The sequence below is a fragment of the Arthrobacter sp. NamB2 genome (genome assembly GCF_005281365.1).
GTDB lineage: Bacteria > Actinomycetota > Actinomycetes > Actinomycetales > Micrococcaceae > Arthrobacter_D.
In genome coordinates, this window is sequence record NZ_SZWI01000002.1 from 317,840 (window position 1) to 343,657 (window position 25,818).

Below are 25,818 nucleotides of genomic sequence, written 5' to 3' on the forward strand. Positions count from 1 at the left end.
CCTCAGCCTCCTTTCAAGTACTGCTTCGTGCATACGCCCACGTCCACCGGTTCTGGTGCTGGGTAGCGCCCGGGACGGAGTGTGGCGTTGCGGCGATATGTGCGGCTAGGGAACTTAGCGAAGTGGTTTCCCGAGAGTTGTCAACAGCGCGCCTGTGGATGAGAGTCGATCAGAACTAATTCCGCTCCACAGGCGGGGGATAACGTTTCCGCAGGTCAGGGGCTACTTCGAAGCTACTGAAGATACTTGTCCACAGAGTTCTCCCCATCCTGTGCACAATACTTCCTGCTTAATCCACAGCTTATTCACACTTACCCACACCCCCTGTTGGCACCGCGCTTTGTGGTGCCCGGCAGGAGGGCTAGCGTTGCGGGAGATTCCCAATAGTGAGGGTGTCGGGTGATAGGCATGTCCTGTCGGACCCGGCCCGGGTGTCCGGCGGTGCGTTACGGCGACCGTCGCTTCGACAGTAGGAGAGAGGCCCTTCAGTGTCCCTGGCACATGCAGATTCATCATCGGACACACGCGCCCCGGAGTTCTCGCGCACGCCCCCTCAGGACCTCGTCGCGGAGCAGTCGGTACTCGGCGGGATGATGCTCTCGAAGGACGCCATCGCGGACTGCGTCGAGGTTCTCCGGGGTATCGACTTCTACCGGCCGGCCCATGAGAGCATCTACGAGGCGATCATCGACCTGTACGGGCGCGGGGAGCCCGCCGACGCCGTCACGGTCTCGGACGAACTCACGAAACGCGGGGAGATCTCGCGTATCGGCGGACCCGCCTACCTCCACACGTTGATCCAGTCCGTTCCGACGGCGGCCAACGCCGGCTTCTACGCGGAGATCGTCCGTGAACGGGCAGTCCTCCGCCGCCTCGTGGACGCGGGTACCAAGATCGTCCAGCTCGGCTATTCCAACGACGGCGAGGTGGATGACCTCGTCAATGCAGCCCAGGCCGAGGTGTACGCGGTAGCCGAGCGCCGGACAGCCGAGGACTACGTGGCCCTCAAGGACATCATCGAGGGAACCGTCGACGAGATCGAGTCCGCCGGGCACCGCGGGGAAGGTATGACGGGGGTGCCCACCGGTTTCTACGAGCTCGACGAGCTCACCCAGGGGCTTCATGGTGGTCAGATGATCGTCGTCGCGGCCCGTCCCGCGATGGGGAAGTCGACCTTCGCCCTGGACTGGGCGCGGTCGGCAGCCATCAAGCACAACATGACCACCGTCTTCTTCTCCCTCGAGATGGGGCGGAACGAGATCGCGATGCGCCTTCTGTCCGCTGAAGCCACCATCGGTCTCCAGGACCTGCGGAAGGGGACTATCAAGGATGAGCAATGGGGGAAGATCGCCACGACCATGGGTCGTATGAACGACGCTCCGCTCTTCATCGACGACAGCCCGAACATGTCCCTCATGGAGATCCGGGCGAAGTGCCGGCGCCTGAAGCAGCGGCATGACCTGAAGCTCGTGGTCTTGGACTACCTGCAGCTCATGTCGTCCGGCAAGCGCGTGGAGTCCCGCCAGCAGGAGGTGTCGGAGTTCTCCCGCGCCCTCAAGCTGTTGGCGAAGGAGCTGAACGTGCCCGTGGTCGCCCTGTCCCAGCTCAACCGCGGTTCCGAGCAGCGAACGGACAAGCGCCCGCAGGTCTCGGACCTTCGAGAGTCGGGATCGATCGAGCAGGACGCCGACATGGTCATCCTGCTGCATCGCGACGACGTCTACGACAAGGAGTCGGCCCGTGCCGGCGAGGCGGATGTGATTGTGGCCAAGCACCGAAACGGACCCACCAAGACCCTGGTGGTGGGCTTCCAGGGGCACTACTCGCGCTTCAACAACATGGCCGCCGACGGCGGGGGCTACTAGTCCTTCTTCGGACCGAGCTCCTGGATGACCGTCTTCAGCCGGTCGCGCAGGTCTTCGGACGCAAGGCCGTCCTCGGCCATGAGTTCATGCTCGATGTTCTTGGCGCGTTCCAGAGCCTTGAGCCCCGCCGAGGTGATGGTGATCCGCTGACTACGCCGGTCGGCGGTGTTGCGGAGCCGTGTCACGAGACCGCGCTTCTCGAGGCGGTCGAGGGTCCGCCCGACTGTCTGCGCCTGTACGTGGACGAGCTGCGCCAGACGTACCCCGGTAAGGGTTCCTTCCCGCTCCAGTACTCCCAATGTCGTCAGCCCTGCGTGCGTGATGCCGATGCTCAGGAGCTTCTCGTTCCATGAATGCTCGACGATGCGGGCCGCGGTCGTTAGCAGGCGGCTGGTCGACCAATCGTTCAACTCCGGCACGATGGCGTTTCCTTCCCCTCGGTTGTACGCGGTGGATGCGCTTGTTCCTTCTACTTACTCTAGACAACTTCGCCCCAAATAGACAGCAGGCTTATTATCGGGTCGCAGGGCAGTGAATGCTGCCGTCACGACCGGCGCGCGCGGCAGCCCGGCGGCGCGTCACACGGGACGACGAAGGGCCCGGAGCTGTGCCCCGGGCCCTCTACGGCATCAATCGATTACAGGTTGTTGCCTCGGCGGGTGTCATCCGCGCCCTCGATCTCGATCTCTTCCTTGCGGACCTCGCCGCTCACCGTCTCGTTCGTCGTCACGGTCTCCTTGTCCAGGCGAACGCGCTCGACGGGAACCGCCTCCTTCTCGACCACGGGGCGCTCGGCGTGGAGCGTGACCTCGTGCTCCTCCTCGCTGATCGCGGGGCCGTCGTAGGCGTCGCCGCGGTTGGCATCCGTGATGGGCTCGCGCTCGACGCGGACCTCCTCGCGGCTCACGGGTACGGTCTGGGTGACGTTCTCGCTCACAACGTACTTGCGCAGGCGGGCGCGGCCAGCCTCGCGGCGTTCCGTGCCGACATGGAGCTGCTCCTCGGAGCGCGTCATGGCGTCATCGGTGGTGGGGCCGGAGGTGTCGTGACCGACCGTGCCACGGTCAGTGCCCGAGTAGGTGCTTGTGTCGGTGTCGGTGACACCGGCGTGGCGGCCCGAAGTGGTGTCGATGTCGACGTCGCGCTCTCCGTGGCCGACGGTGCCGACCGTCGTCGTGTCGCTGTAGTCGGCGGTACCGCCGCCGATCTCGTAGTGGCGGTAGAGGCGATCCTCTTCCTCGGGGCTCAGGCTGCCGTCCGAGTCGATCCGGGGAGCGTCCTTGACCTGGTGCTTCGTGTAGGGCACGCGGACGTCGTGGCCTTCGATGTCCGCACCCTGCAGCGGGATGAACGACTCCGATGTTCCGAACAGGCCCGTCTTCGCCGTGACCCAGCTGGGCTCGCCGGTCTGGTCGTCGAGGTAGACCTGGCCGATCGAGCCGATCTTCTCCCCGTCGGAACCGAGGACGTTGCCGCCGTTGCCGAGCAGCGTGTCGATGTTCTCCTGAGCGATCATTACCTTCTCCTTCTGAGCATTCTCACTGTGAGGGGTATGGGATTCTCGGCTATAGGTTCCATGGGACCGAAGCCCCTCGAACCACCGGTCTCTAGGGTAAGCACACTTAGTAGTTAATTGGAAGCATGCTTATCGTTCCCTTCCGGATCTCGCCACGGCAGGATGGGTGCTGCGCCGTCCGCTGCCGGAGCCTGCGGCTTTCGTCGTGATCAGGGCTTCCGTATGATGGCGACAAGGTCCAGCAAGCGGCCGAATGTTCCCTGGACGAACTAGGTTCTACACCGGGGCCGTCATGCAGATTCTTATGGAACGACGATTACCGGCCGAGCAGGATGGCCTGCGCCGGGTTGACGTCCTTCGCGAAGATCACGCTTCGGGCCCGGGCAGCGCGCCTGGTTCCGTGCCCGAGCCCACCGAAAGGGCAGACATGTCAGCTACTCGTCCATCCACCATCAGCGACGTGATGGTGGCCGCTGCGGATCTGGAGGATGCCGAGTTCGAGCGCGACAGGCTCGCCATGGCCTTCGGAGAAGCCATCAGGCAAGCGCTGGCCACGGGCCATACGCACGTTCAGATCGCCCGCGCCGCGAACCTGCCCGAGGCCGAGGTTCGTCGCCTCGCGGATGTGCCGCCGACAGGAGCCGAGCCAGTCCCTGACGGCCTGTCATTCCCCACTCCGAGGACGTCCGATGCGGCAGTCTGACCTCAGCTCCGGGGCTGGCCGGACCACGCGCGGCACGGCCCTGCTCGTGATCGACATGCAGAACGCATTCTTCGAGGACGAGAAGCTCGGCGCGGCACAGGACACGCTCGTTGCCGCGTGCAACGGCCTGATCACGGCGGCCCGCGCCGGCGGCGTACCCGTGCTGCTGGCGAGGACCGAGCACCTGCGTGACCGGTCGACGTGGACCCTGTCGATGCTCGACGACGACCAGGGGTTCATCTTCCGGGGCACCCGACAGGCGGAGTTCGTGGAGGGCCTCGATGTCGAGGGAATCGAGACAGTCACGAAGACGCGCGACAGCGCTTTCTTCGGCACCGACCTCGCTGAGCGTCTTCGAGCCCAAGGTGTGGAGAGCGTGGTGCTCGCGGGAGTGTCTACGCACAATTGCGTCGCTCACACGGGAGCCGACGCTTTTGCCCAGAACTTTCGGGTGAGCTATGCGCTCGACGCCATCGGCAGCACCAACGACGATTACGCCGCTGCCATGCTGGAGATCCTCTCCGTCGAGTACAGGCAGCCAATCATCGGCCAGGAGGAGGCGGAGGCGCGGTTCGGCTGACCTCCCGCGGTCGAAAGCAGCGCTTCGCTCAACCGAGGGCTGCTTCCGCTCTGCGCCGGCGGCCGCCTGCGGAGTTCCTACCGACAACAGCGGAGGCCGCCGGGTCGTCCCGGCGGCCTCCCTTCAATCGATCCGGTATCAGCCCTGCTGAACGCTCGACTTCGCGTCCTGCGCGCTACCCTTGACGTCACTGGCTGCGTGCTGGCCCTCGTCCTTCACCGTCTGAACCGACTCGGCGGCCGTATCCTTCACGGACTGGACGGCCTCCTGCGCGGGCTCCTTGATGTCCTCGACAACCTGCTTCGCGGCTTCGGTCACCTTCTCCTTCAAGGGGGCTGCCTGCTCCTTGAGCTGGGAAGCGGCCTGCTGCTCCTTCTGGCTCGAAGGGATGAGCGAGGAGACGAGCAAGCCGGCGCCGAATGCGATCAACCCGGCGGCAAGCGGGTTGCCGGCGGCCTTGCTCGAAAGCTGGCGGGGCGCACCCTGAACCGCGTGACCGGCCTGCAGGGCCTTGTCCTTCGCGGTTCCGGTGGCCGATTGGGCGGCTCCCTTTCCACTGCCGGCTGTGCTCTTGAAGCTGTCTTTCACGCCGCCGGCCCTGTCGGACACCGAGTCCTTCACATCTCCGGCCGTTCCCATGACGGAATCCTTGACGTCCTCGGCTTTGCCCATGACGGTCTCCTTCACATTGCTGAAGCTGTTCTTGACCTTCTCGGTCTGACGGTGGGCGATGTTGGCGGGGTTCACCTTGTCCGCCACCGCATCCACGTCTGTACCCAGTTCCATGCGGGTGCGTTCGATATCTGCGCGAATCTCATCTGGTGTCTGGCTCATCGTGTGTGCTCACCTGGTTTCAGTGTCGGCGGAATCTCTTTGACGGTCTCCGCTGTCTGGGGGAGACCCTTGACCTTCTTCATTTCCTTCTTGCCCTGCATGGCCAGCACCGCGGCGATGATGCCCCAAATGACAGCTACTATGACGGCAGCCCAACCGATCGGCATGAGCGCGTCGAGGCCCCACATGAGGGCGAGAGACAGGAACAGGAGGACGAAGTGACCGCCGACCGCGGCACCGGCGAACATGCCGGCACCCTTTCCGGCATCCTTCGCCGACTCGGTGGCCTCGGCCTTCGCCAGTGCCACTTCCTGACGCATGAGCTTCGAGAGGTCCTTGGTCACCTCCCCGAGCAGCTCGCCCACCGACGCGTTGGCAGAGCGCTGCTCGGCCTCCGACGGCAGGGGAGCGGCGGCCTGGTGGGAGCCGCTCGTGTATGCCTCACTCATCAGCGCAGGCTCCCGTCATTCGGGAGGGTGCCGACGGGAGGGGTTCCCGGCGGGATGGTGGGGTAGTCGTCAGCGGGGTCCACGAAGGCAGGAGTCGGCTCGGCGACGTGCTGGCCGCGAGTGGTCTCACCGAAGGTGGCGGTGGCGGGGGTGCCGCTGTAGAGGCCGGAATCCGACTCGGAGTAGGTGGGGTAGTTTCCGGTTGCGGTCGAGTCCTGAGTGCTGCCGGAGGTGCTGGTCGACTCCCGGTTGCCCGTGAGGCCCTTCGTGAGGCGGCCGACCACGAGGCCGGAGCCTGCTGCAATGGCGAGGAAAGCTCCCGGCTTCCGGCGAGCGAAGGCCTTGACGTCCTCGAGGATGTCAGCGGCGTCGCGGCCCTCGAGCCAGCTTGCGGCGGAGCTTGTACGCTGGGAGGCCTGCTGGACGATGCTGGACACCATCTGGTTGTCCGACTTGTCCGCCATCGACTTCAACTCATCGGAGATGCTCCGGATGCCCTCGGTGATCTTCTGCTGCTGCGTGCCGGCCTGGTTCTTGACCTCGGAGGTCACCGTGCCGAACAGGTTCTTGGCCTGCGAGCCGGCTTCGGCTGCAACATTCTTCGCCTCTGAGGCGGCCGTGCCTGCCACGTTCTTGGCAGCTTCCTTGCCGTCCTGGCCTACCTGCTTGGCCTGGTCCTTCGCGACCGACGCCTTCGAGTCGCCGGAGCCCGTCGAGCCACCCGTGAACTCCGTGGTGCCGAGCTCGTGGGTTCCGAGGTCCGAAGTGGACGACTCGGTTCCGGTGGTGGAGGGAACCAGGGGATCCTGCGGCCAATTCTGCGTAGTCATGTTCATTCCTAACGTTGATATTGCCGTTGTAGCGGACGCTCCATCGTGATGTTGCGCGATGGTCCGGCATCTCGTGCTGGACTTATCTCTGAAGCTAAGCATGCTTACATTCCCCGATGCAAGCTCTTCCCGGAAATACTGCAACATCTAAATAAGTACGCTTAGTATCTTCCATAGATCCTAGGTGCGCGGCTAGCGTCGGATCAAGAGGACCCTCGGTGGCCGCTTCCAGAAGGAGCGGGGATCACCCCGGGTGGTCGCTACGTGGGGAGGTAACCACCCGTGTTTTTCCACAAGCAAGAACTTCAGTACAAGGCCAGCCCGGACAAGCCCGATGCCATCTACGCGCGCAAGCTCCAGGAGGTGCTCGGCGGACAGTACGGCGAGATCACCGTCGCGCTCCAGTACAGCTTCCAGGCCTGGAATGCCCACATCCCCGGGAAGTACCGCGACCTGCTCTTCGGGATCGGTGCCGAGGAGATGGGCCATGTGGAGATGCTTGCGACCATGATCGCGCAGCTGCTCGAGAAGGCGCCCCTGGGCATCACGGAGGATTCCATCCAGGCTGATCCCGCCATCGCTGCCGTCATCGGTGGCACGGACATGCAGCAGGCCATCGTCGCCGGAGCCGGAGCGCGCGCCGCGGACAGCAACGGCAACCCCTGGCAGGGCAGCTACATCACGGCGAGCGGAAATCTGCTCGCGGACTTCACCGCCAACGCGAACGCCGAGATGCAGGGTCGGCTCCAAGTGGCCCGCCTGTACCACATGACCGACGACCACGGGATCCGCGATATGCTGTCCTTCCTCCTGGCTCGCGACACCATGCACCAGAACCAGTGGATCGCAGCGGCGAAGGAACTTCAGGAGGCGAAGCTGGAAGAGCTGCCCGTGCCGAGCAACTTCCCCATCAAGAAGGAAGCACGCGAGGTCTCCTACCAGTACCTCAACTTCTCCGACGGCAAGGCCGCGTCCGAGGGCAGCTGGGCCTCCGGCCCGACCCCTGACGGCAAGGGAGAATTCACGTATCACGAGGGTCCGACGACGAGTGCCCCGATGCCGCCAGCCACGCATCCGGACTCACGCTTCTACGGCACCACGGAGATCCCCAACACCGTCGAAAAAATGGCGGGAACAATCCAAGATAAGCTGAACCGCGAATAACTGCACGACCAACCCGAAGAAAAGGAGATCGTCATGACAAGCACGAACAACCGTACGGTGGACCACGGCCGCACGAAGGTACAGCGCGCTGCACAGGCAATGGGCATCGTATTTCTGCTGGTGGGAATCCTCGGGTTCATTCCGGGAATCACCTCGGACTACGACACGATGCAGTTTGCCGGCCACACGTCCGAGGCCAAGTTGCTCGGCATCTTCCAGGTGTCGATCCTCCACAACATTGTGCATCTGCTCTTCGGTATCGCCGGCCTGGCGATGGCGAAGACCGTCTCCGGTGCGCGCAACTACCTGCTCGGTGGTGGCATCATCTACGCGATCCTCTGGATCTACGGCCTCGTCATCGGCCAGGATTCCGCTGCGAACTTCGTTCCCCTGAACGGCGCGGACAACTGGCTGCACTTCCTGCTGGCCGTCGCAATGATCGCGCTTGCGCTCCTGCTCACCCGCAGCGACCGCACGAAGGCCCGCGCCTGATCCAACCGGAAACCCGTTCCGAGGAGCGGATCCGAGCGGCACGAGTGCTGCTGAAATGACATGACGACGCCGGACCGGCGGTCGCCCATTGGGGCTCGATCGGTCCGGCGTCGTCGTGTTCGGCCCCTGAAGGCTCGCTCCACAGTATGGAGATACGAAGTACGCTTAGCATCAATGCCCCTCCCAGTGGGGCGCGCAGCCGAGAGAGAAGGACCTCGATGAAGCAGCCGTCACCCCGAGGAGATATCAGCGCCCTCGTCCTGGCCGTGATCAGCGGTACCGTGGAATCGCAGCAGGAACCGCTTCTCCGACTCGATCGGCTGGTCGAGAGCGCCGTCGCCGCGACGGCTGACATCCTGCACGACGACAACCTCCAGCTGGCGCTCTTTTGCCTGTACGAGCTGCACTACAGCGGGATCGACGGGGCCGGCGACGACTGGGAGTGGAATCCCGACCTCCTGCGGGTGCGGCACCGGATCGAGGCGGCCCTCGAGGCCAGGGTGCGGGACGAAGTCGTCCTCGGCAGCCTGCCCGAAGCAACGAGCGAAGCGGTCTGCCAGGAGCTGTTCCGGATGACCGGAGAGGACTCGGGCCCCAGCATGTCCCGCTTTGTAGCGAAGTCCGCGACGGAGGAGCAACTGCGTGAGTTCCTCGTGCATAAATCGATCTACCAGCTGAAGGAAGCCGACCCGCACACCTGGGTCATCCCGCGGCTGGCAGGGCGTTCGAAGGCCGCGATGGTCGAGATCCAGGCCGATGAATACGGCAACGGCCTGCCGGCCCGGATGCATTCCGCGCTCTTCGCCCGCACCATGCGTTCACTCGGTATGGATGACTCCTACGGCGCCTACCTCGATGCGGCCCCTGCAATCACCCTGGCCGTTAACAACCTGATGTCACTGTTCGGCCTGAACCGTCGGCTTCGGGGCGCGGTAGTCGGTCACCTTGCTGCGTACGAAATGACCTCCTCCCAGCCCAACCGCCTCTACTCGCGCGGGTTCAAACGCCACGGGTACGGCGAGGACGCCACGGAGTACTTCGACGAACACGTCGAGGCCGACGCCGTGCACGAACAGATCGCGGGAAGGGACATGGCCGGCGGCCTCGTGGAATCCGAACCACGCCTGCTGCAGGACGTCCTCTTCGGCGCAGCTGCCGGACTCGCCGTCGACACCCTCATGACGGTCCACATCATGGAGGCGTGGGAGTCGGGACGCTCGTCGCTGCGTCCCTCGGAATCGATGGCCTCGTGAGCGACGAGTCGCCGTCCGACGGTGCCGGCCCGGCACCGATGCGTTCCCTGAACTCGGGCGAGGCCGCCCCCGCCTCCGTTGTCGCCTGCCCGAACGGGCCGCTCCTCATCCGCGGCGACTTCGAGCTCGTCGGCCCGGACGGCGAGGAACTGCCGCGCACCCGGCGCACTGTGGCGCTGTGCCGGTGCGGCGCGTCGGTGCTGAAGCCCTACTGCGACGGGTCCCACAAGCTGATCGGGTTCAGATCCGAACCGTGACAGACCGCGCGCCGGAGCGCCGTCCTTCGACACCTCGCGTCCGCACCTGCGATGCAGTGCCGCCCGGGTGCGGCAGGAAAACCGTAGGTGCGCCCTGTTGGACAATGCGGAGCGGTCGGGCAAGCTTGGAGGCACACGGGAGGGAGGCCGGATGGCGGCGATCGATCTGAACAGCGACGTGGGGGAGTCCTTCGGTCATTGGACGTTCGGGGACGACGCCCGCATCATCGAGTCCGTGTCCAGCGTCAATGTGGCCTGCGGCTTCCACGCCGGCGACCCCACCGGTATCCGGGCGACCTGCGCGGCGGCTGCTGCCGCCGGTGCCACCGTCGGAGCCCACCCGGGATACCTGGACCTGGCGGGCTTCGGGAGGAGATTCATCGACGTCGACCCCGTCGAACTGACGAACGACGTCGTCTACCAGATCGGCGCGCTCCAGGCGCTCGCACACGCAGCCGGCACCTCCGTGCGGTATGTGAAGCCCCACGGAGCCCTCTACAACGCGATCGCGGTACACGAGCGGCAGGCCCGCGCCGTGGTGCAGGCCGTCCTCGAGGTGGACGAGTCCCTGCCACTGCTCGTGCTGCCCGACACCGTGATCGAGGAGCAGGCGCGCTCGGCAGGACTACGCACGGTGGTCGAGGCCTTCGCCGACCGCGCCTACACGCCGGATGGTGCCCTCGTGTCCCGGCGCGAGCCGGGTGCAGTCCTCCACCGCGAGTCCGACGTCGTCGATCACGTGCTGCGGATGGCGACGGAGGGAGAGGTGGTCGCGATCGACGGAACCCGGATCCGGATCGCAGCCGAGAGCATCTGCGTTCATGGAGACACTCCGGGTGCCGTCGCGATGGCCGCAGCAGTGCGGCAGGCGCTGGTCTCGGCGGGTGTGACGGTCGGTGCCTTTGCCTGAGCCTGCCGACGTGAGCCGCCCGGCGGAGCTGGTCCTCCGGCCGGTCGGTGATCGCGCGCTACTGGTCGAGCTCCCCGGCCTGCCGGAAGTGCTCAGCCTGCAGGCCCACCTCCAGGAGCATCCGGTCGAGGGTCAGGCGGATGTCGTCGCTGCTGCCTGCACCGTGCTCGTGACCGTCCGGGAGGCGCGGCAGATCGACGCCCTTGCCGCGCGCCTGCGATCCATCGATCCTTCCCTGCCGTCCGAGCAGGGGGACTCGCTCGTCACCATCGAGGTGCAGTACGACGGCGTCGACCTCGCCGACGTCGCCCGGCGTACCGGCCTGAGCGAGGAAGCCGTGGTCTCAGCCCATACCGGCACGCCGTGGGTGGCAGCCTTCGGGGGCTTCGCCCCTGGTTTCGCCTATCTCACCGGGGGCGATCCACGGCTCGAAGTGCCCCGGCGGCACTCGCCGCGGACGGCGGTCCCGGCCGGTTCTGTGGCACTCGCTGGACCGTACTCCGCTGTCTACCCGCGTGAATCCCCCGGCGGATGGCAATTGATCGGGCGGACCGCTGCTGTGCTCTGGGATACGCACCGCGCCGAACCAGCGCTCATCCGACCCGGCACCACGGTACGGTTCACGGCGGTGCGCGAGCTGGTGCAGATTTCCGCGCAGGGGATGCACGACGGGGGGCTGTCTGCCGCTCCCGGTACGGCGGATGCATCGGTCGTTCCTGGCTCCGCAGCCTCAACCCGGCCGGCCGGCGCGCAGGGAGGCCTGACCGTCGTCGATCCCGGCCTCTACAGCACCGTGCAGGACCTCGGCAGGCCAGGACTGATGGACCTCGGGGTCGCCGGGGCCGGTGCTCTCGATCGCGCAGCCCTGCGGCAGGCCAACCGGCTCGTCGGCAACCCGGCCGGCTCCGCGGTCATCGAAAGCCTCAACGGCGGTCTCGCGCTCGAAGCGGAGGAGGACCACGTCCTCGCCGTCACCGGGGCCGAGGTGGACCTCACGGTCAGCACGCCGGACGGCGTCGAGCACTCACCGTCCCTGTGCGCGCCATTCCTCCTGCGAAGCGGTGAGGTGCTGCGGCAGTCCCCGCCGGTGGCCGGATTGCGCGCCTACACGGCCGTGCGCGGCGGATTCGCCGCGGAGCAGGTGCTGGGTAGCCGATCGACGGATTCGCTGTCCGGCCTCGGGCCGCCGGCCCTGATGCGGGGAACCGCCCTGCCGGTAGGTCAGGAACGGCCCGGATCCGCCGTGGGTGGGCCGGAGGCTCCGAGGCGTGCCGGGTCCCCCGAGGTGCTGCGAGTGGTCCCCGGTCCGCGGGACGCCTGGTTCGACGACGGCGCCGTCGCTCTCCTGTGCGGCACGGATTGGGCCGTTTCAGCGCAGTCGAACAGGATCGGTCTTCGGCTCACCGGTCCTGCCCTGACGAGGATGCGCGAAGGCGAACTGCCGAGCGAGGGGACAGTGCGCGGTGCGCTCCAGGTGCCGCCGTCGGGCCTGCCGCTGCTGTTCCTCGCGGACCACCCGGTCACGGGCGGCTACCCCGTCATCGCCGTCGTCGTCTCCGCGGACCTGGACCGCGCCGCCCAGTTGCCCCCTGGAGCGCTGATCCGATTCGCCCTCGCCGGTTCCGGGAGCGCCTAGCGGGCCTGGTGGTTCCGGCCCGCGCCGCGCTCGTCGTCCCCCGCTCTCCACAAGCAATGCGAGAGGCACGGGCTGCGCGGCTACCACCGGCGACGTGATGGCGATTCCTGGTTCACCCGGCGGGGCGATTGGTACTCGACGGAGGAGCCAGTAGCCTCGGTGCATCGGGTGCGCTCGCAGCCGTGGGCGTCCATCGGAGGGCACCCCAGGCCCGTCCCCTCGTCGGATTCGCGGTCGCCTCGCGTGCAGTAGGAGAAGGGGCGGAGAGCCTGCCCCGACAAGGGAGCCGCTGTGAATAGATCGTCATTGCAGAAGAAGACCCTCGTCGCCGGGGTGGTGGTCGGCGTCGTCGGGTTCGTGCTCCTGCTGTCTCCGTACCCGCTGCTCGACGCCGTCCACCAGGATGCCCGTGTCCCGAACACGCTGTACCACTCCTGGGCGGCCCTCGTCTCCGCGGTGACCTCGTTCTGCCTGCCGTTCGGCGCCGTCCTGATCGGAGCCTCCCTCGTCATGCGGCATGCAGAGCATGTCAGGCAGGGAGCACAGCGAGCGGACCGTGCGGCGGAGGGGAACACGGGCCCGTAGGCGGGGGTGGACTGTGGGGGTCCGGGCACACGGAGTTTCGCCACCGGAAACGCTGCCGAAACCGCTGCTCCGTAGCGTGGTGACCTACACCACTTCCACAGGAGGTCGCGATGCAGACGCTGAGGGTACGACGGGTCCCCTGGACCAACCCGGTCGGCATGGGGCTGCGTGATGCGCTGCGGGCCGAGAACGACCGAGGGCAGCTGCCGGAACTCCGTCCGACCACCGACGACGGCGAATCCATCGCCGTTTTCCTGATCGCCTACGAGCTCGCGACCGGTCAGCCGGTGGGTTGTGGTGGCCTGCGGCTGCTCGACGACTCGCGCGCCGACGTCGACTACATCTACGTGCTGCCGTACGCGCGGTGGTCCGGCGTGGCCGCTGCCATCACGGAGGAACTCCTGTCCTGGGCGCGCGCGCACGGCATCGCGACGGTCGGCCCGATGGACGCTGTTGCGCAGCTGACCACGCTGAGGCTCTAGCCACGCCTGGTGCGCCGGCGCTCAGCCGATTGCCGGCCTGCGCGCCCCCGCACCGGGTTCGAGCCCTGAGTCCCATCCCGCACGCGGTGGAAGCCTCAGCGACGACGCCGGATGTCCGCCAGAGCAGACCGACGACGAGGGCACCAGGCGACCCGCCCGCAATGGCGGGGGGGGCGCCCGGTGCCCTCATGGCTGCTGCCGGGTGACGTGCGGTTACCTGCGGGGAGGAGCCCCCAGGTCCACGGGGTCTTCATCCGTCAGGTAGGCGAACTCGGAATGCGCGGAGATGTCGATGCCGCGGAGCTCGTCCTCCTGCTCGATACGGAGGCCGACCGTGCGCTGGATGACCTGCGCGATGACCCACGTGACGACGAAGGAGTAGGCGAGGACGGCCACCGTTGCGAGCGCTTGGACACCCAGCAGGTCGAAACCGCCACCATAGAACAGCCCGGAGACACCGTTCGGGGCGTCCTCGGTGGCGAAGAGCCCGATCAGGAGCGTACCCAGGATGCCGCCGATGAGGTGAACCCCGACGACGTCGAGTGAATCGTCGAAGCCCAGGCGGAACTTGAGCTCGATCGCGAGGGAGCAGACGGCACCTGCGATGGCCCCGATGGCCAGAGCGCCCATGGGGCTGACCGCCCCGCATGCCGGTGTGATGGCCACCAGTGCAGAGATCAATCCTGACGCGGCGCCCATGCTGGTGGCCGCGCCGTTGCGGATCCGCTCGACGAGAGCCCAGGCCAGCAACCCGGCGGACGCGGCAACCGCCGTGTTCAGGAAGACGACCGACGCGGAATGCCCTGCCGAGAGCGCGGACCCTGCGTTGAACCCGAACCAGCCGACCCAGAGGAGGCCGGCGCCGACGAGAACCAGAGGGCGGCTGTGCGGCTTGGCGTGGTCCGCCTTCGGCCAGCCGTGGCTGCGGCCGAGGACCAGTGACAACGCAAGGGCCGCGATGCCGGCGTTCATGTGCACCGCCAGTCCGCCCGCGAAGTCGATCGCACCGAGGTTGTTGGCGATCCAGCCGCCCACGACCGAGCCGTCCTCCGAGCTGAAGGCGAAGACCCAGTGGGCGATGGGGAAGTACACCAGCGTGGCCCAGATCCCCGCGAAGATCATCCAGGCACCGAACTTCATGCGGCCGGCAGCGGCACCTGCGACGAGTGCCGTCGTCACGCAGGCGAAGAAGAGCTGGAAGGCTGCGAACAGGATCGGAGGGAGGGGGGCGGCAGGGTCCTCGGTGAGCAGCTGGCCCATGCCTGCGTACTCCGCGATGTTCCCGATCAGCCCTGAGCCGCCCACCGAGTCACCGAAGGCCATCGAGTAACCGAAGAGGGCCCACAACACGGCGACCAGGCTCGCCCCGCCGAAGCACATCATCATCATGTTGAGGATGCGGCGGGACCCCACCATTCCTCCGTAGAACAGAGCCAGGGCCGGGATCATCAGACAGACGAGCGCGGCGCTGGCGAGAATCCAAGCGACGTTTCCTGAATCCATGGGAAGTCCATTTCCGTGAAAGCGCTTGCACGTGCCGGAGGGATCTGAGCCCGGGATCGCACTGGGGGTGGGTGGGAACCGGGAGTGGTACACCGCGCTGAGCAATGGTAGACAGCGGCACGTTTCAGCCCTCGGCGGTCGCCGTTAACTCTGTGTTACGCCTCGTTCCGGCTCTAGCCCCCGGCGACCGACTGGATGATCATGACGGTGGCCCCCGATGGAACGAGGGTGCGAAGGCCGTTCAGGCGGCGCACGTCCTCACCGTCCACATAGATGTTCACGTAGCGCCGCAATGCCCCGGTCTCCTCGCGGATCCGCTGATCGAGCAGCGGCCGACCGGCACCCAGTCCATCCAGCAGCGCGGAGACGTCACCGTCGTCGGACACGGTCATGCTGACCTCGCTCCTGCCGTCGACGTATGGGCGCAGGAGGGTCGGGATGAGCACCGTCACCGAGGACATCAGGGTCCTCCCGTCAGGCGGGGACGACGGCGGCGCGCACCGACAGCACGTCCGGCAGGTGGCTCGCGACTTCCTGGAAGGTACGGCCCTCGTCCGCGCTGGCGTACACCGCACCACCCCTTGTTCCGAAGTACACCCCTGGAGTCTCTGCCGTGTCGACGCAGGCCGCATCGCGCAGCACGGCGTTGTACTCCGCTGCGGGCAGCCCGGCCGCGCTCGCCTGCCAGGTCGCGCCGCTGTCGTCCGTCCGGTGCACCTGCAGATGCCCGTCCGGAGGGATGCGCTCGCCGTCGGCCTTGAGCGGGATGACCCACGCCGTGCCGCTCCGGTGAGGATGAGCCAGCATCACGAAGCCGAAGTCGGCCGGTAGGCCGTCGGCGATCGACTGCCAGGAATCGCCGCGGTCACTGCTTGCGTAGACGCCGTGGTGGTTCTGCGCGAACAGGCGGTCCGGGTCCACGGCGTCCCGGGCGACCTTGTGCACGCACTGACCGAACTCCGGATTCGGATCCGGCATGAAGTATGCACTGATGCCACGGTTGCGGGGCTGCCACGAGGCGCCGCCGTCGTCGGAACGGTAGACCCCGCCGGTGCTCATCGCGACGTGGACGGTCTCGTCGGCGGGGCTCGGGAGGACGGTGTGGGCCGCAGCCCCGCCGAAGCCGGCACCCCACTCGCTACGATGGGGATGGTCCCAGAGCGCGCGATTGAGCTCGAAGGTCTCGCCGTGATCCGTCGACTTCCACACCGAGATGGGCTGGCACCCGGCCCAGACCACCCCGGGACGATTCTCCGCATCCGGCTGGATCTGCCAGACCCGCTCGAGCGCCGTGCCGTCGTCCGGCCCGAAGCGGATGCTGCCCTCCTGCGGCTCCGCCCAGGTTTTCCCGAGGTCGTCCGAATGGGAGATGCACGGGCCGAAGTGCCAGGACATCCTGCCGGCGAACAGGCGCGTCCGTCCACCACGCGTGTCGATGCCCACGCTCGGGATCTCCTCCATGAGGAACTTCGGCTCCGATACTGACCAGGTCTTCCGGTCGGTGCTCGAGGCGAGCCACAGCCCCTTCTTGGTACCGATGGCAAGGAGGGTGGTTTCCGTTGCTGACATGGCTGCCCCCGTTGGCGTCAGTCCGGCGCGATACCGGCTCGAGTGGTGTCGATCACTTGGGAGAATGCCACCCGCCCTCCCGTTTGTATAGGCTCCACTACCAGTTCCTGTCCGCATCGCCGCGAAGGCCGCATCGCCGCGAAGGCCGTATTCGTCGACCAGCGACCGGGTTCACCGGGCTGCCAGAACCGCCACCAGTAGTGCAATCGCCGGACGTCGGCGGCCGGGGGCTACCGGCTCTCGTTAAAGGCGTCGATGATGGACTGCGTGATACGCCCACGGGAGCTCGGGTTGTACCCGTTCTCCTGGGCCCACTGCCGGATCTCCTGGGTATCCTCCCGCTTGCTGCGGGAGGAGCCCGCCTTCGGGCTGGGTGCCGGCTGCCTGCCGGAACCGGCCCTGCGCCCCTTGTCGACATAATCAGCGAGGGCGGCGCGCAACGAATCGGCGTTCTGTTGCGTGAGGTCTATTTCGTACTGCGTGCCGTCGAGGGAGAAGCGCACTGTTTCCTGCGCTTGTTCACCGGTGAGGTCGTCGACCAACTGAACCTGTACGCGCTGAGCCATCATGATCTCCTGTGTCGTCCGAACGAATTCATGGACCCCCGGTCACCGACCTTATCCTGCCGATCTTCTGAAGCGCCGTACCTTTCCGTCACTGTGGAAAATCGCTGCCCTTCCGCTGATCGATGCCCGCCGCGGCCCCGTGGAGGGGCGTCAGCGCTCGTCCGCGACCTGTGCGTCACGCTCGTCGATCACGAGGGGTAGCCCGAATGCTTCGAACATGTCCGGGTACAGGAAATTGTGATGCCCGATGATGCGCTCGCCGTCGGTCTCGATGACCTGGAGGGCGAACGCCTCCCACAGGCCCGGCTCCACGAGGTGGTAGTTCGCGAATCCTCCCGCACCGTTCACCGGCAGGGGGAGAAGGCGTCCGCCCTCGCACACCCTGCCTTCGCCGACGAACCACGCGCGGACGTCGTCGGGACCCCTGAGCCAGAGGTTGAAGGGTGGCATGGACAGGACGACGTCGTCCCGGAGCAACGAGACGAGCGCCGCCATGTCGTAGGCCTCGAAGGCACGCAGGTATTTCGCCAGCAGGTCCTTGTGCGCCGGATCCTCGAGCGGCATGGATGCGCTGGGCTCGTATCCGGCCATGGTCTTGCGTGCCCGCTGGAGGGCGCTGTTGACGGAGGCCGTGGTGACCTCGAGCAGTGTCGCCACCTCCGCGGCCGACCATCGGAGCACCTCGCACAGGATCAGCACGCTGCGCTGGAGCGGCGGGAGGTGCTGCAATGCGGCCACGAACGCCAGCCGGATGGTGTCACGCGCTTCGGCGACGACGGCGGGATCACCCGAGGTGTCGATGACCCTCTCGTCAGGGATCGGCTGCACGAACACGCTCTCCATGAGCGGAGTACCGAGCACCGCATCCGCCGTCCGCGTGGAGGGGCCGAGGTCCATCGGCCTGGCGCGGCGCTGGGGACTGCGGAGCATGTCCACGCAGACGTTGTGCGCGATGCGGAAGAGCCAGGTGCGCAGCGAGGACTGACCCGCGAACGATTCCTGCCGGGACCACGCCTTGATCATCGTCTCCTGCACGGCGTCCTCGGCCTCCGATGCCGCCCCGAGCATCCGATAGCAGTACCCGGTGAGGTCGCGCCGTGATGCCTCCAGAAGCTGATCGAAAGACCCTGTTCCTGGGTCGGTGACCTGTACATCGTTCGCTGCGGCGGGCTGCATGCATCGAGCGTAGCGACCGTGGCCGCCGCGCGGGAGGAGTGGGCAGCCACAAAAGCCGCCGACATCGATGAAAACCCGTCCCCGATACCGTCTACTGGTGGGACAGCAAACCACCGATCGTCGGGAGCACTCGATGCGCAGACTCACAGCAGGCCTCTTCTCCTCCGTGGACGGAGTGGTCGAATCCCCCCATCTGTGGCAGCTGGACAGCTTCGACGCCGAACTCGGCGCTGGGATGGGCGCGATGATCAGGAGGGTGGACACGGTCCTGCTCGGACGGCACGGCTATTTGGAGTGGGCGCAGTACTGGCCGGCGGCCGAACCCACCGACCCGTTCGGGTCCTTCATCAATCCCGTCCGGAAGTTCGTGGCGTCGCGCACCCTCGAGGGAGATCTCGGCTGGACCAATGCGTCACTCATGGATGCGCCGCTCGAAGAATTCGTGAGGACCCTCAAGCAGACCGACGGCGGGGATATCGCCGTCTGCGCCAGCATCTCCCTGGTCCGGCAACTCATGTTCGCCGGGTTGCTCGACTCACTCACCCTGATGATCCATCCCGTCGTCGCCGGCGCGGGCCGCCACCTCTTCGAAGGAACGGATCCGATGACCAGTCTCGAACTGCAGGAGGTCAGCACCACCAGCAAGGGCAACGTCCTGGCCTCCTACGGTCTTCGTCGGTAGTGTCCTCGCAGGAGGCGCGGGGGAAGAGTGAGGCCGTAGCCCGAGCCCTAGACTGCTGATCATGGCCGTCCTCATCGACCCACCGTCCTGGCCGGCACATGGAACGGTCTTCTCCCATCTGGTCTCGACGACGTCGCTCGAGGAACTGCACGGTTTCGCCGATCATGCGGGTGTCCCGCGCCGTGCCTTCGACGAGGACCACTACGACGTCCCTGCCCATCGCTACCAGGAGCTCGTGGACCGTGGTGCCCTGGAGGTCAGCGGTACGGAACTCGTTCGCGCGCTCATCGCGAGCGGACTGCGGGTTCCGGCGAGGCGACGGGCGCCGAAGCTCCGCATCGCCCTCCTGTCGCGCTGGGAGGCCCTCCTGCCCAGTGACCCCGAGCTGGGGCGGGAGCTACTGAACCGCTGGAGCGAGCCGCACCGCAGGTACCACACCACCTCCCATCTCCTGGGAGTCCTCGAAGCGCTCGACCGGCTGCTGGAACCGGACGACGCCGCGGTGCGGGAGGCCGTCCTGCTCGCCGCCTGGTTCCATGACGCCGTGTACCAGGGTGCAGCGGGGGACGACGAGCGTGCCTCGGCGGCCCTCGCCGTCGAACGGCTGGGGCACCGGACGAGCGGGGCGACGGCGCGCGAGGTCGAGCGGCTCGTCCTCCTGACCGTGCACCACGATCCGGAGCCGGGTGACCGCGCCGGTGAACTCCTCTGCGACGCCGACCTCGCGGTGCTCGGCGGTCGGGCGGAGGACTACGCGCGCTACGTGGCGGCGGTGAGGGAGGAATACATCCACATCCCCGACGAAGCCTTCCGGGTGGGTCGACGGGCCGTGCTGGAAAGGCTGATGGCACTCGACCCGCTGTACAGGACGGCGCGAGCCGAAGCCCTGTGGAGCGGGAACGCACGGAGGAACCTGACCGGGGAGCTGGGGTTGCTCGGCCAGGCCTGAACAGCAGCAGGGGCCGGCGCCATCGACGGCGCCGGCCCCTGGCTGGTCAGGTCGGGATCAGCCCTCGACGACCGCGATCTCGTTCGGCGTACCGGGCAGTTCCTCGGACGAGATGATCTTCCCTGTCGCGAGGTCGACCGCGTGGAGCTTCTTCGTGGCGGGTTCCGTGACGTACGCCGTGCCACCGACGACCTTGAGGGCCGGGTGCGGATCCTGCCACTCGACAGGGCCTTCCCAGGCGTCGATGACTGGCAGGGAGTCGGTGATCTCGCCGGTCTCGGGGTCCATGGAGTGCAGGGCTCCGTCGGAGGCGAGGATGAGCACCTCGTCGTTCGGGCCGCGGGCGACGTCGCGGAAGGTGTACTCGACTCCCTCGGGCAGATCGATGACCTTCATGGTCTTCGTCTCGGTGTCGATGAGCGTGAGCTGATGCAGGAGGTAGCCCTCGAGGTCGGGGTCCGACTTGTAGTCGCCGGCGATGATGGGGCTGGTCTCGCTGACGTACGCGTTGCCCATGCGGCCGAACTCGTCGGGGGCGTCGATCTTGGTGATCTCGCCGTTGTCGTAGACGAGTGCGCCGTCGCTGCAGCCGAAGACGACGACCTCGTTCTTCGCCGTGCCTTCACCGTGGACGGAGGGGCACTGGTCGCTGGTGGCGACCTCGTTGCCGTCGGCGTCGAGAACCTTGATGCCGGAGCGGCTCTCGGAATTACCGACGGTGGTCAGGAAGGTGCCGTCTTCAAGGACGATCGAGACGCCATGGTGGGCCTCCTCGCCCTCGATGGTCTCGGTCGCCGGAAGGCTTTCGGGATCCTCGAGGAGATCATCGGTCGTGTAGATGGTGGTGTCGCTGGTGCCGTCTGCGTAGAGGATGGTCTTGTCGCCGTGCTGCACCACGTGGCCAGCGGTGTCGGCCTCGAACATCAGGTCCGTGAGCTTCGGTTCCGCCTGCTGGGAGCCGGAGGAATCGGTCCACGTGCCGAGGTCCAGGACCTGGAAACCCTCGGGCACGGTGACGAGAGCGTGACGCCCGTCGCCTGCGGGATTGAGGCGCGTGAAGCCCTCGATGGGCATGTCTCCCTCGAGCTCCATCGTGGTGCCGTCGAGGACGACGATCCCGCCATCGTAGGTCAGGGCAACACGGGGCGTCTGCTTGCCGGCCGCAGCAGCCGACGTGCTGGTGGCCGGTGCAGCGGAACCTTCGGCTGCCGGTTCGGAGGAGGAGCCGCAGGCCGTCATGAGCAGGGCGGATGTGGCGACCGTGGCGGCAAGGGCAAGGCGCCGTGGGCGTTTCGTCAGAGGAATCGCTGTCATCATCATTCTTTCTGTGTTCTGGACCCTCAAGGAGAGAGCCCGGTGGCGATGCGTTCGGTATTGGTGCGCATCATGGCGAGGTACGTGTCCGCACCCTCGCCCGGGTTCGTAAGGGATTCGGTGAAGAGCTCGACGACGTCGACGTCGATGTTCGCGCCGTCCGCGAGGACCTGGACGAGCCGGTCCGGCTGGGAGGACTCGGCGAAGATCGTGCTGACGTTCGCCTCCTCGATGGCCGCGACGAGGTCGCGGAGATCTGAGGCACTGGGGGAGGCAAGGGTAGTGCCGCCCGGAATGACGGCGCCGATGATGCGGAAGTCGTACCGCTCGGCGAGGTAGCCGAACACGTGGTGGTTGGTCACCAGGTTCCGCCGGTCGGCAGGGATGGCTCCGAAGGCGTCTGCCATGGACGTATCGAGTTCGGTGAGCTCTGCCCGATATGCATTGGCGGACGTCTCGATGGCTGAAGTGTCGACGCCGTCGATTCCGGCGACGCGCTCCTGAAGTTCGTCGACGACGTTGACTACCAGTGCCGGGTCAGTCCAAAAGTGAGGGTCCAGTGCGCCCTCGGATTCGCCTTCCGTGTAGGCGAGGGGCTCGATGACGTCACCGGCGACGAGCAGTGGCACGTCTTCGGACTGAGCGCTGTCGATGTGTTGCTGCAGTCCCTCCTCGAGTCCGAGGCCGTTGGTGACGATGAGGTCGGCCTGCCGCATCATCGCGCCGTCCTGCGCCGAGATCTCGAAGGAGTGCGGGTCCGCGTTTGCTTGCATGAGAACCCGCACGTCAGCTTCCTCCCCGACAACATTCGAGACGACGTCGCCAAGAATGTTCGTGGTCACCACGATGACCGGCTCGTCCGACCCTGCGGCGGCGCATCCCGAAGTCTCGAGGAGAGTCGTGGCAGCCAGGATGAGGGCCAGATACTGCCGGCGCGTCCTGTTCATCGGCCGACCTCGACCATGTGCGCCGGGACGGTGTCGGTGTCGAAGGTGCGGGCGATACGGGCGTTGTCGGCGAAGTCGATCTCGAACAGGGTTCGCTCCGCGGGGGCGTTGAGGTATGCGCGCTGCTGGTCAGTAGTCAGCTCGATCCCGGCCAGGAGCGCAGGGTTGGCCAGGGTCTGTGGCAGGAGTGGTTCGGTAGCGGCGATTGTTGCACCGGTTTCGGCGATCAGGACGAGGACACGGCCGTCGTCGGCGAGGGTGACGACATGCCCTTCTCGGTCATCGACGGCCGAGACCTGCAGCAAGGGGACGTCGGTGGGAATGAACTGCCAGGAACGCTCCCGGGTATCGAGCAGCCATGCACCCTGGTTTCCGGCGACGGCGGCGACGGTGGGGCGGCCTTCGCGGGCCCGGAACTCCGTGGCTTTCGGAGAGCTCATTTCCGCCGGGTACGGGATGCGTTCGTAGACGACCTCGTCGGCTTCGAGCGTCGCCAGGAGCGCGCCGTCGTCGCAGCCGATGACGGCGCCGACCGATGTCGTGATGCTGCCCTGGGCGTCCGCGCAGTCAGCGGTCGCCCCGTCGATGGCTTGGCCGTCCTTGTCGTACGCCTGCACGGACGCCGCCGTCCCCGTGCTGTCCGGTTCGGTAAGGAGGGTGACGTCCGAGAGGGGGACGAGGACCCCGGGGTGCGGGTCTGTGGACAGTTCGGCGCGGACACTGATCTCGCCCTTGGCGAGAGCGTCGTTGTCGAGCACGGTCGCCTTGCCGCTGTCGGGGAAGTAGACGCCGGTGGCCGACGAGCCGGCGGTGACGATGGCTTCACCTTCACCCTTGATGGTGCCGATGGTCTTGGGCTCACCGCTGTAGTAGTGGAAGTGGTCCTCGTGGTCCCAGGTCCACATGCCGCTGTCGACGATCGTCATGGTGCCGGTGGTCGCGGACGAGGCGAAGAGGTACCGCCCGTCCGTGGAGGTGGCGCTGACCTGCGGCACGTCGCCGACCGAGGTGGTTGTTTCGTCGGCCAGGTTCAGCAGATCGATTCGGCCGTCGGTGTCCACGCTCATCAGGTGAAGCTGTGGTTCGGCGACCTCGGTGGATCCTTCGAGAGTTCCGTGGCCGTCCCCGATCTCGGCGGAAGCGGAACTGGACGCGATTGACGGATTGCCCGTCGCGTCCTTCGCGAACTCGGACTGACTGGCCGGATCGGCGGTCGAGCAGGAGGTGAGGGACAGGGCGAGCAGGGGGAAGCAGAGCAGGAGGGTTTTAGGCGTTCGCACGAAGGGCTTTCTGTGATGGACGTACCGGCACAGGACCGGCGGAACGATCGACGTTCTGTGAAGAACGGTCAAAAGAGGTGGTGCGTCGACGGGTGATACCGCGGATGATGCTCGACAGGGCTGCGCACGCGATGGCGGCAAGGGCTATCGACGCGCCGGCCGCCGAGCCGTAGTGCCAGGACGCGAGCAGCCCGAGAAGCACTGACAGCGCGCCGATCAGGGCTGCGAGTGCCATGGTGCTCGGGATGCGGGAGGTCCAGGGGGCGGCTGCGACAGCCGGGGCGAGGAGCAGCCCGATGACCAGCAGCGCGCCTACCGCCTGGTAGGAGGCGACGACGGCGAGCGTCACGAGTCCCACGAGGAGCACCTGGGCCACGCGTGGCCTCAACCCCATGACCTGGGCGATCCGGCGGTCGAACACGAGCGCAACGAAGGCCCGGTGGAACGTCGCGGCGACGAGGATCGTCAGGAGGAGTGCTCCTGCCAGCAGCCAGACGCCGGCGGACTCGATGGCGAGGACGTCGCCGAACAGGATCGCGGTCGCATCCGTGGCGAAGCTGCGTGAGTGCGAGATGATGATGACGCCGGCGGCCAGCATGCCGACGAAGAAGAGACCGATGCTCGTGTCGTGTGACAGCCGGCCCCTCCGTGCCAGGACGCTGACCCCGAGGCTCATGACGATCGCGCTCGCCGCCGCTCCGAGGATGACGGGTACGCCTGCGAGAGTCGCGAGGGCGACGCCCGGCAGCATGCCGTGGGCCATGGCCTCGCCGAGGAAGGCCATGCCGCGAATGACGACCCAGGTTCCCACGACGGCGCAGATGGCAGCGCACAGCGATCCTCCGATGAGGGCGCGCAGCATGAAATCTGCGGAGAAGGGTTCGAGGAGCGGGGTCACGAGGCAACCCTAGACGTAATTGAGTCTCATTCTCAACATGCTAGATTCGGACCATGCTCCTCGCCCGATCACACCCCGTCCTGCCACCAGCAGGGGAAGCGTGCCCGCTCGTCCTCGACGATGTGTGGTTCGACCACGACGGCGTCGAGGCACTCCGGGGCGTCTCGCTGACGGTCGATGCCGGTGCCGTCACTGCCGTGGCAGGAGCGAACGGCTCCGGCAAATCGACGCTGCTGGCCCTGCTCGCCGGGCTGCTCGTTCCACGCAGGGGCACCGTCGTCCTTCCTCGGGAGCGCAGCACGGCACTGGTGGTGCAGCGCAGCGAGGTATCGGACCGCATGCCGCTCACGGTCCGTGATGCTGTGGCGATGGGCCGCTGGGCGGACGCGGGTTTGTTGAGGCGCCTGCGCCCGGAGGACCGGCAGATCATCGACGAGTGCATCGGGCTCGTCGGGCTCGACGGTCATCAGGGGCGCCCGCTGGGGGCGCTCTCGGGCGGACAGCGGCAGCGTGCGTTCCTTGCGCAGGGGCTCGCCCGGCGTGCCGATGTCCTCCTCCTCGACGAACCCACGACAGGACTCGACGCGGCTACGCGGTCCGTGGTCGCCGACGTCCTGGTGGCCGAGAGGGCCCGCGGGGCGACCGTCGTCTGCGTATCGCACGACGACGTCGCCCTGGGTGTCGCCGACCGCCTCGTCGTGCTCGACGCCGGGCGCGTGGTCCCGGGCTCTCCCTAGGCGCTACGCCTTGACGGAGCGGCGTGCAGTGCCGCCCCTGGTCGTAGGGTGCAGGCGCATGGAGAGCCTTCACCGGGTCGACAGCCTGTTCACCCGACCTTCATCCGATGGTTCCCGGACGATCCCGGATGGCCACGTTCCCGGCCTAGATTCGGGGCTGGTGCTGGTGGAACCTCGCTTCCGGGGTGCGCATCACACCCCGTCCGGGCGACGAAGCGTTCCCCCGGTTCTCGCCGGATCGGTGGAGGAGACGAATGCCGCTGTCGGAAGAAGAGCGTCGCGCATGGGCCCAGCTCGAGCGCTCACTGGTCGAGGGTGTCTCCCGTGATTCCGGCCCCCTTGTGCAGGAGCCGTGGACCCTGACAGTTCCGTCGGAGACCTACCGGTACCTCATGCCGAGACTTGTCGTCGTGGTCGGCATCGTCGTCGTCCTGATCGGAGTGCTCCTCGGTGTACCCCTCGTCGTCATGACCGGAATCGCGGTGCTGGGCATCTGTGGTGCTCGCGCACGCCGTGCCCGAACCGCGGATGGAGCCGCTCGCGGACGCCGCCCACGCGTGACCTCCTGAGCTCACCCGCTGCCTGCCCCGCCACGAGTGATGGTGCCGGAAGCGCCGATCCCGCGTGGCACGAGCGATCAC

General features: G+C 66.8%; 29 protein-coding genes. 15 read left to right on the forward strand and 14 right to left on the reverse strand.

The features are described 5' to 3' along the window. Positions 1-488 precede the first annotated feature (488 nt). On the forward strand, positions 489-1,865 hold the full coding sequence (dnaB, locus tag FDK12_RS05140; RefSeq protein ID WP_137368547.1) for a replicative DNA helicase: 1,377 nt from the start codon (positions 489-491) through the stop codon (positions 1,863-1,865). Here the strand turns inward: dnaB and FDK12_RS05145 are convergent. Together FDK12_RS05145 and FDK12_RS05150 are read right to left on the reverse strand one after the other, a co-directional pair. Beyond that, positions 1,862-2,284 carry a MarR family winged helix-turn-helix transcriptional regulator gene (locus tag FDK12_RS05145; RefSeq protein WP_223263100.1) on the reverse strand — a complete coding sequence of 141 codons (423 nt, stop codon included), beginning with the start codon at positions 2,282-2,284 and terminating at the stop codon, positions 1,862-1,864. The genes dnaB and FDK12_RS05145 overlap by 4 nt on opposite strands. A 218-nt stretch (positions 2,285-2,502) precedes the next feature. After that, positions 2,503-3,381 carry a DUF2382 domain-containing protein gene (locus FDK12_RS05150; protein ID WP_137368548.1) on the reverse strand — a complete coding sequence of 293 codons (879 nt, stop codon included), beginning with the start codon at positions 3,379-3,381 and terminating at the stop codon, positions 2,503-2,505. A 427-nt stretch (positions 3,382-3,808) separates the two neighbouring features. Here FDK12_RS05150 and FDK12_RS05155 point away from each other — a divergent pair, with 427 nt between their 5' ends. Then, entirely contained in the window at positions 3,809-4,084 is a 276-nt protein-coding gene (locus FDK12_RS05155) for a hypothetical protein (RefSeq protein ID WP_137368549.1), read from the forward strand. Continuing rightward, positions 4,071-4,664, forward strand: coding sequence for a cysteine hydrolase family protein (locus tag FDK12_RS05160; protein ID WP_137368550.1), 594 nt, complete (start codon positions 4,071-4,073; stop codon positions 4,662-4,664). The genes FDK12_RS05155 and FDK12_RS05160 overlap by 14 nt, the downstream gene beginning before the upstream one ends. A 138-nt stretch (positions 4,665-4,802) precedes the next feature. Here FDK12_RS05160 and FDK12_RS05165 read toward each other — a convergent pair whose 3' ends face one another. Genes FDK12_RS05165 through FDK12_RS05175 form a run of 3 tightly spaced genes read right to left on the reverse strand, consistent with a single transcriptional unit; the run spans position 4,803 to position 6,777 of the window. Then, a complete protein-coding gene (locus tag FDK12_RS05165; RefSeq protein WP_137368551.1) occupies positions 4,803-5,498 on the reverse strand; it encodes a DUF3618 domain-containing protein in 696 nt (231 codons plus the stop codon). Next, positions 5,495-5,947 (reverse strand): phage holin family protein, encoded by a 453-nt coding sequence (locus FDK12_RS05170; protein ID WP_104116505.1) that lies wholly within the window; start codon positions 5,945-5,947, stop codon positions 5,495-5,497. The genes FDK12_RS05165 and FDK12_RS05170 overlap by 4 nt, the downstream gene beginning before the upstream one ends. Continuing rightward, positions 5,947-6,777 (reverse strand): hypothetical protein, encoded by an 831-nt coding sequence (locus FDK12_RS05175; RefSeq protein ID WP_137368552.1) that lies wholly within the window; start codon positions 6,775-6,777, stop codon positions 5,947-5,949. The genes FDK12_RS05170 and FDK12_RS05175 overlap by 1 nt, the downstream gene beginning before the upstream one ends. Before the next feature lie 282 nt (positions 6,778-7,059). Between FDK12_RS05175 and FDK12_RS05180 the strand changes: the two genes are divergently transcribed. From FDK12_RS05180 to FDK12_RS05215, 8 genes are all read left to right on the forward strand, one after another. Then, positions 7,060-7,941, forward strand: coding sequence for a manganese catalase family protein (locus FDK12_RS05180; protein ID WP_104116503.1), 882 nt, complete (start codon positions 7,060-7,062; stop codon positions 7,939-7,941). Between the two features lie 33 nt (positions 7,942-7,974). Beyond that, entirely contained in the window at positions 7,975-8,433 is a 459-nt protein-coding gene (locus tag FDK12_RS05185) for a DUF4383 domain-containing protein (RefSeq protein ID WP_137368553.1), read from the forward strand. Positions 8,434-8,651: 218 nt separating this feature from the next. Next, the gene (locus tag FDK12_RS05190; protein ID WP_137368554.1) at positions 8,652-9,686 is read left to right on the forward strand and encodes an iron-containing redox enzyme family protein; all 1,035 of its coding nucleotides are present in this window, start codon (positions 8,652-8,654) and stop codon (positions 9,684-9,686) included. Then, positions 9,683-9,943, forward strand: coding sequence for a CDGSH iron-sulfur domain-containing protein (locus tag FDK12_RS05195; protein WP_317616713.1), 261 nt, complete (start codon positions 9,683-9,685; stop codon positions 9,941-9,943). The genes FDK12_RS05190 and FDK12_RS05195 overlap by 4 nt, the downstream gene beginning before the upstream one ends. Positions 9,944-10,094: 151 nt before the next feature. After that, positions 10,095-10,853, forward strand: coding sequence for a LamB/YcsF family protein (locus FDK12_RS05200; RefSeq protein WP_137368555.1), 759 nt, complete (start codon positions 10,095-10,097; stop codon positions 10,851-10,853). 10 nt (positions 10,854-10,863) lie between these two features. Beyond that, positions 10,864-12,489 carry a 5-oxoprolinase/urea amidolyase family protein gene (locus FDK12_RS05205; RefSeq protein ID WP_137368556.1) on the forward strand — a complete coding sequence of 542 codons (1,626 nt, stop codon included), beginning with the start codon at positions 10,864-10,866 and terminating at the stop codon, positions 12,487-12,489. Positions 12,490-12,780: 291 nt separating this feature from the next. Beyond that, positions 12,781-13,074 (forward strand): hypothetical protein, encoded by a 294-nt coding sequence (locus tag FDK12_RS05210; protein ID WP_137368557.1) that lies wholly within the window; start codon positions 12,781-12,783, stop codon positions 13,072-13,074. Positions 13,075-13,184: 110 nt separating this feature from the next. Then, on the forward strand, positions 13,185-13,556 hold the full coding sequence (locus tag FDK12_RS05215; RefSeq protein ID WP_137368558.1) for a GNAT family N-acetyltransferase: 372 nt from the start codon (positions 13,185-13,187) through the stop codon (positions 13,554-13,556). 213 nt (positions 13,557-13,769) lie between these two features. Here the strand turns inward: FDK12_RS05215 and FDK12_RS05220 are convergent, their stop codons facing one another. The 5 genes from FDK12_RS05220 to FDK12_RS05240 form a co-directional block, all read right to left on the reverse strand. Then, positions 13,770-15,059 (reverse strand): ammonium transporter, encoded by a 1,290-nt coding sequence (locus FDK12_RS05220; RefSeq protein WP_137368559.1) that lies wholly within the window; start codon positions 15,057-15,059, stop codon positions 13,770-13,772. 173 nt (positions 15,060-15,232) lie between these two features. Next, entirely contained in the window at positions 15,233-15,520 is a 288-nt protein-coding gene (locus tag FDK12_RS05225; protein WP_137368560.1) for a MoaD/ThiS family protein, read from the reverse strand. Between the two features lie 13 nt (positions 15,521-15,533). Next, positions 15,534-16,628, reverse strand: coding sequence for a WD40/YVTN/BNR-like repeat-containing protein (locus FDK12_RS15190; protein WP_104116007.1), 1,095 nt, complete (start codon positions 16,626-16,628; stop codon positions 15,534-15,536). A 230-nt stretch (positions 16,629-16,858) separates the two neighbouring features. Further along, on the reverse strand, positions 16,859-17,194 hold the full coding sequence (locus tag FDK12_RS05235; protein WP_137368804.1) for a histone-like nucleoid-structuring protein Lsr2: 336 nt from the start codon (positions 17,192-17,194) through the stop codon (positions 16,859-16,861). A 150-nt stretch (positions 17,195-17,344) separates the two neighbouring features. Beyond that, positions 17,345-18,370 carry a sigma-70 family RNA polymerase sigma factor gene (locus tag FDK12_RS05240; protein ID WP_137368561.1) on the reverse strand — a complete coding sequence of 342 codons (1,026 nt, stop codon included), beginning with the start codon at positions 18,368-18,370 and terminating at the stop codon, positions 17,345-17,347. A gap of 133 nt (positions 18,371-18,503) precedes the next feature. Here FDK12_RS05240 and FDK12_RS05245 point away from each other — a divergent pair, with 133 nt between their 5' ends. After that, positions 18,504-19,052, forward strand: a complete 549-nt coding sequence (locus tag FDK12_RS05245) for a dihydrofolate reductase family protein (protein WP_137368805.1) — start codon at positions 18,504-18,506, stop codon at positions 19,050-19,052. 61 nt (positions 19,053-19,113) lie between these two features. Next, positions 19,114-20,001, forward strand: coding sequence for a DUF4031 domain-containing protein (locus FDK12_RS05250; RefSeq protein WP_137368562.1), 888 nt, complete (start codon positions 19,114-19,116; stop codon positions 19,999-20,001). A 57-nt stretch (positions 20,002-20,058) separates the two neighbouring features. On the opposite strand, the gene aztD is transcribed toward FDK12_RS05250, so the two are convergent. From aztD to aztB, 4 genes are read right to left on the reverse strand one after another with little or no spacing between them, the layout of a single operon-like run. Continuing rightward, entirely contained in the window at positions 20,059-21,315 is a 1,257-nt protein-coding gene (aztD, locus tag FDK12_RS05255) for a zinc metallochaperone AztD (RefSeq protein ID WP_223263101.1), read from the reverse strand. 26 nt (positions 21,316-21,341) lie between these two features. Then, positions 21,342-22,262 (reverse strand): zinc ABC transporter substrate-binding protein AztC, encoded by a 921-nt coding sequence (gene aztC / locus FDK12_RS05260; protein WP_137368563.1) that lies wholly within the window; start codon positions 22,260-22,262, stop codon positions 21,342-21,344. After that, the gene (locus FDK12_RS05265) at positions 22,259-23,542 is read right to left on the reverse strand and encodes an ABC transporter (RefSeq protein ID WP_137368564.1); all 1,284 of its coding nucleotides are present in this window, start codon (positions 23,540-23,542) and stop codon (positions 22,259-22,261) included. Before FDK12_RS05265 ends, aztC begins: the two co-directional genes overlap by 4 nt. Further along, a complete protein-coding gene (gene aztB / locus FDK12_RS05270) occupies positions 23,529-24,440 on the reverse strand; it encodes a zinc ABC transporter permease AztB (protein WP_137368565.1) in 912 nt (303 codons plus the stop codon). The genes FDK12_RS05265 and aztB overlap by 14 nt, the downstream gene beginning before the upstream one ends. 53 nt (positions 24,441-24,493) lie before the next feature. Here aztB and aztA point away from each other — a divergent pair, with 53 nt between their 5' ends. Both aztA and FDK12_RS05280 read left to right on the forward strand, forming a co-directional pair. Beyond that, on the forward strand, positions 24,494-25,177 hold the full coding sequence (gene aztA / locus FDK12_RS05275) for a zinc ABC transporter ATP-binding protein AztA (protein WP_137368566.1): 684 nt from the start codon (positions 24,494-24,496) through the stop codon (positions 25,175-25,177). A 254-nt stretch (positions 25,178-25,431) separates the two neighbouring features. Beyond that, the gene (locus FDK12_RS05280; protein ID WP_137368567.1) at positions 25,432-25,746 is read left to right on the forward strand and encodes a DUF3040 domain-containing protein; all 315 of its coding nucleotides are present in this window, start codon (positions 25,432-25,434) and stop codon (positions 25,744-25,746) included. Positions 25,747-25,818 lie beyond the last annotated feature (72 nt).

Bases quoted from the DNA above. Each gene is read 5' to 3' on its own strand.
- FDK12_RS15190 (WP_104116007.1), bottom strand. From the start codon at position 16,628: ATGTCAGCAACGGAAACCACCCTCCTTGCCATCGGTACCAAGAAGGGG.
- FDK12_RS05200 (WP_137368555.1), top strand. From the start codon at position 10,095: ATGGCGGCGATCGATCTGAACAGCGACGTGGGGGAGTCCTTCGGTCAT.
- FDK12_RS05215 (WP_137368558.1), top strand. From the start codon at position 13,185: ATGCAGACGCTGAGGGTACGACGGGTCCCCTGGACCAACCCGGTCGGC.
- aztC (WP_137368563.1), bottom strand. From the start codon at position 22,262: ATGAACAGGACGCGCCGGCAGTATCTGGCCCTCATCCTGGCTGCCACG.
- FDK12_RS05170 (WP_104116505.1), bottom strand. From the start codon at position 5,947: ATGAGTGAGGCATACACGAGCGGCTCCCACCAGGCCGCCGCTCCCCTG.
- FDK12_RS05245 (WP_137368805.1), top strand. From the start codon at position 18,504: ATGCGCAGACTCACAGCAGGCCTCTTCTCCTCCGTGGACGGAGTGGTC.
- FDK12_RS05240 (WP_137368561.1), bottom strand. From the start codon at position 18,370: ATGCAGCCCGCCGCAGCGAACGATGTACAGGTCACCGACCCAGGAACA.
- FDK12_RS05165 (WP_137368551.1), bottom strand. From the start codon at position 5,498: ATGAGCCAGACACCAGATGAGATTCGCGCAGATATCGAACGCACCCGC.
- FDK12_RS05250 (WP_137368562.1), top strand. From the start codon at position 19,114: ATGGCCGTCCTCATCGACCCACCGTCCTGGCCGGCACATGGAACGGTC.
- FDK12_RS05280 (WP_137368567.1), top strand. From the start codon at position 25,432: ATGCCGCTGTCGGAAGAAGAGCGTCGCGCATGGGCCCAGCTCGAGCGC.
- FDK12_RS05225 (WP_137368560.1), bottom strand. From the start codon at position 15,520: ATGTCCTCGGTGACGGTGCTCATCCCGACCCTCCTGCGCCCATACGTC.
- FDK12_RS05235 (WP_137368804.1), bottom strand. From the start codon at position 17,194: ATGGCTCAGCGCGTACAGGTTCAGTTGGTCGACGACCTCACCGGTGAA.
- FDK12_RS05155 (WP_137368549.1), top strand. From the start codon at position 3,809: ATGTCAGCTACTCGTCCATCCACCATCAGCGACGTGATGGTGGCCGCT.
- aztD (WP_223263101.1), bottom strand. From the start codon at position 21,315: ATGACAGCGATTCCTCTGACGAAACGCCCACGGCGCCTTGCCCTTGCC.
- FDK12_RS05220 (WP_137368559.1), bottom strand. From the start codon at position 15,059: ATGGATTCAGGAAACGTCGCTTGGATTCTCGCCAGCGCCGCGCTCGTC.
- FDK12_RS05190 (WP_137368554.1), top strand. From the start codon at position 8,652: ATGAAGCAGCCGTCACCCCGAGGAGATATCAGCGCCCTCGTCCTGGCC.
- aztA (WP_137368566.1), top strand. From the start codon at position 24,494: ATGCTCCTCGCCCGATCACACCCCGTCCTGCCACCAGCAGGGGAAGCG.
- FDK12_RS05150 (WP_137368548.1), bottom strand. From the start codon at position 3,381: ATGATCGCTCAGGAGAACATCGACACGCTGCTCGGCAACGGCGGCAAC.
- FDK12_RS05175 (WP_137368552.1), bottom strand. From the start codon at position 6,777: ATGACTACGCAGAATTGGCCGCAGGATCCCCTGGTTCCCTCCACCACC.
- FDK12_RS05160 (WP_137368550.1), top strand. From the start codon at position 4,071: ATGCGGCAGTCTGACCTCAGCTCCGGGGCTGGCCGGACCACGCGCGGC.
- FDK12_RS05185 (WP_137368553.1), top strand. From the start codon at position 7,975: ATGACAAGCACGAACAACCGTACGGTGGACCACGGCCGCACGAAGGTA.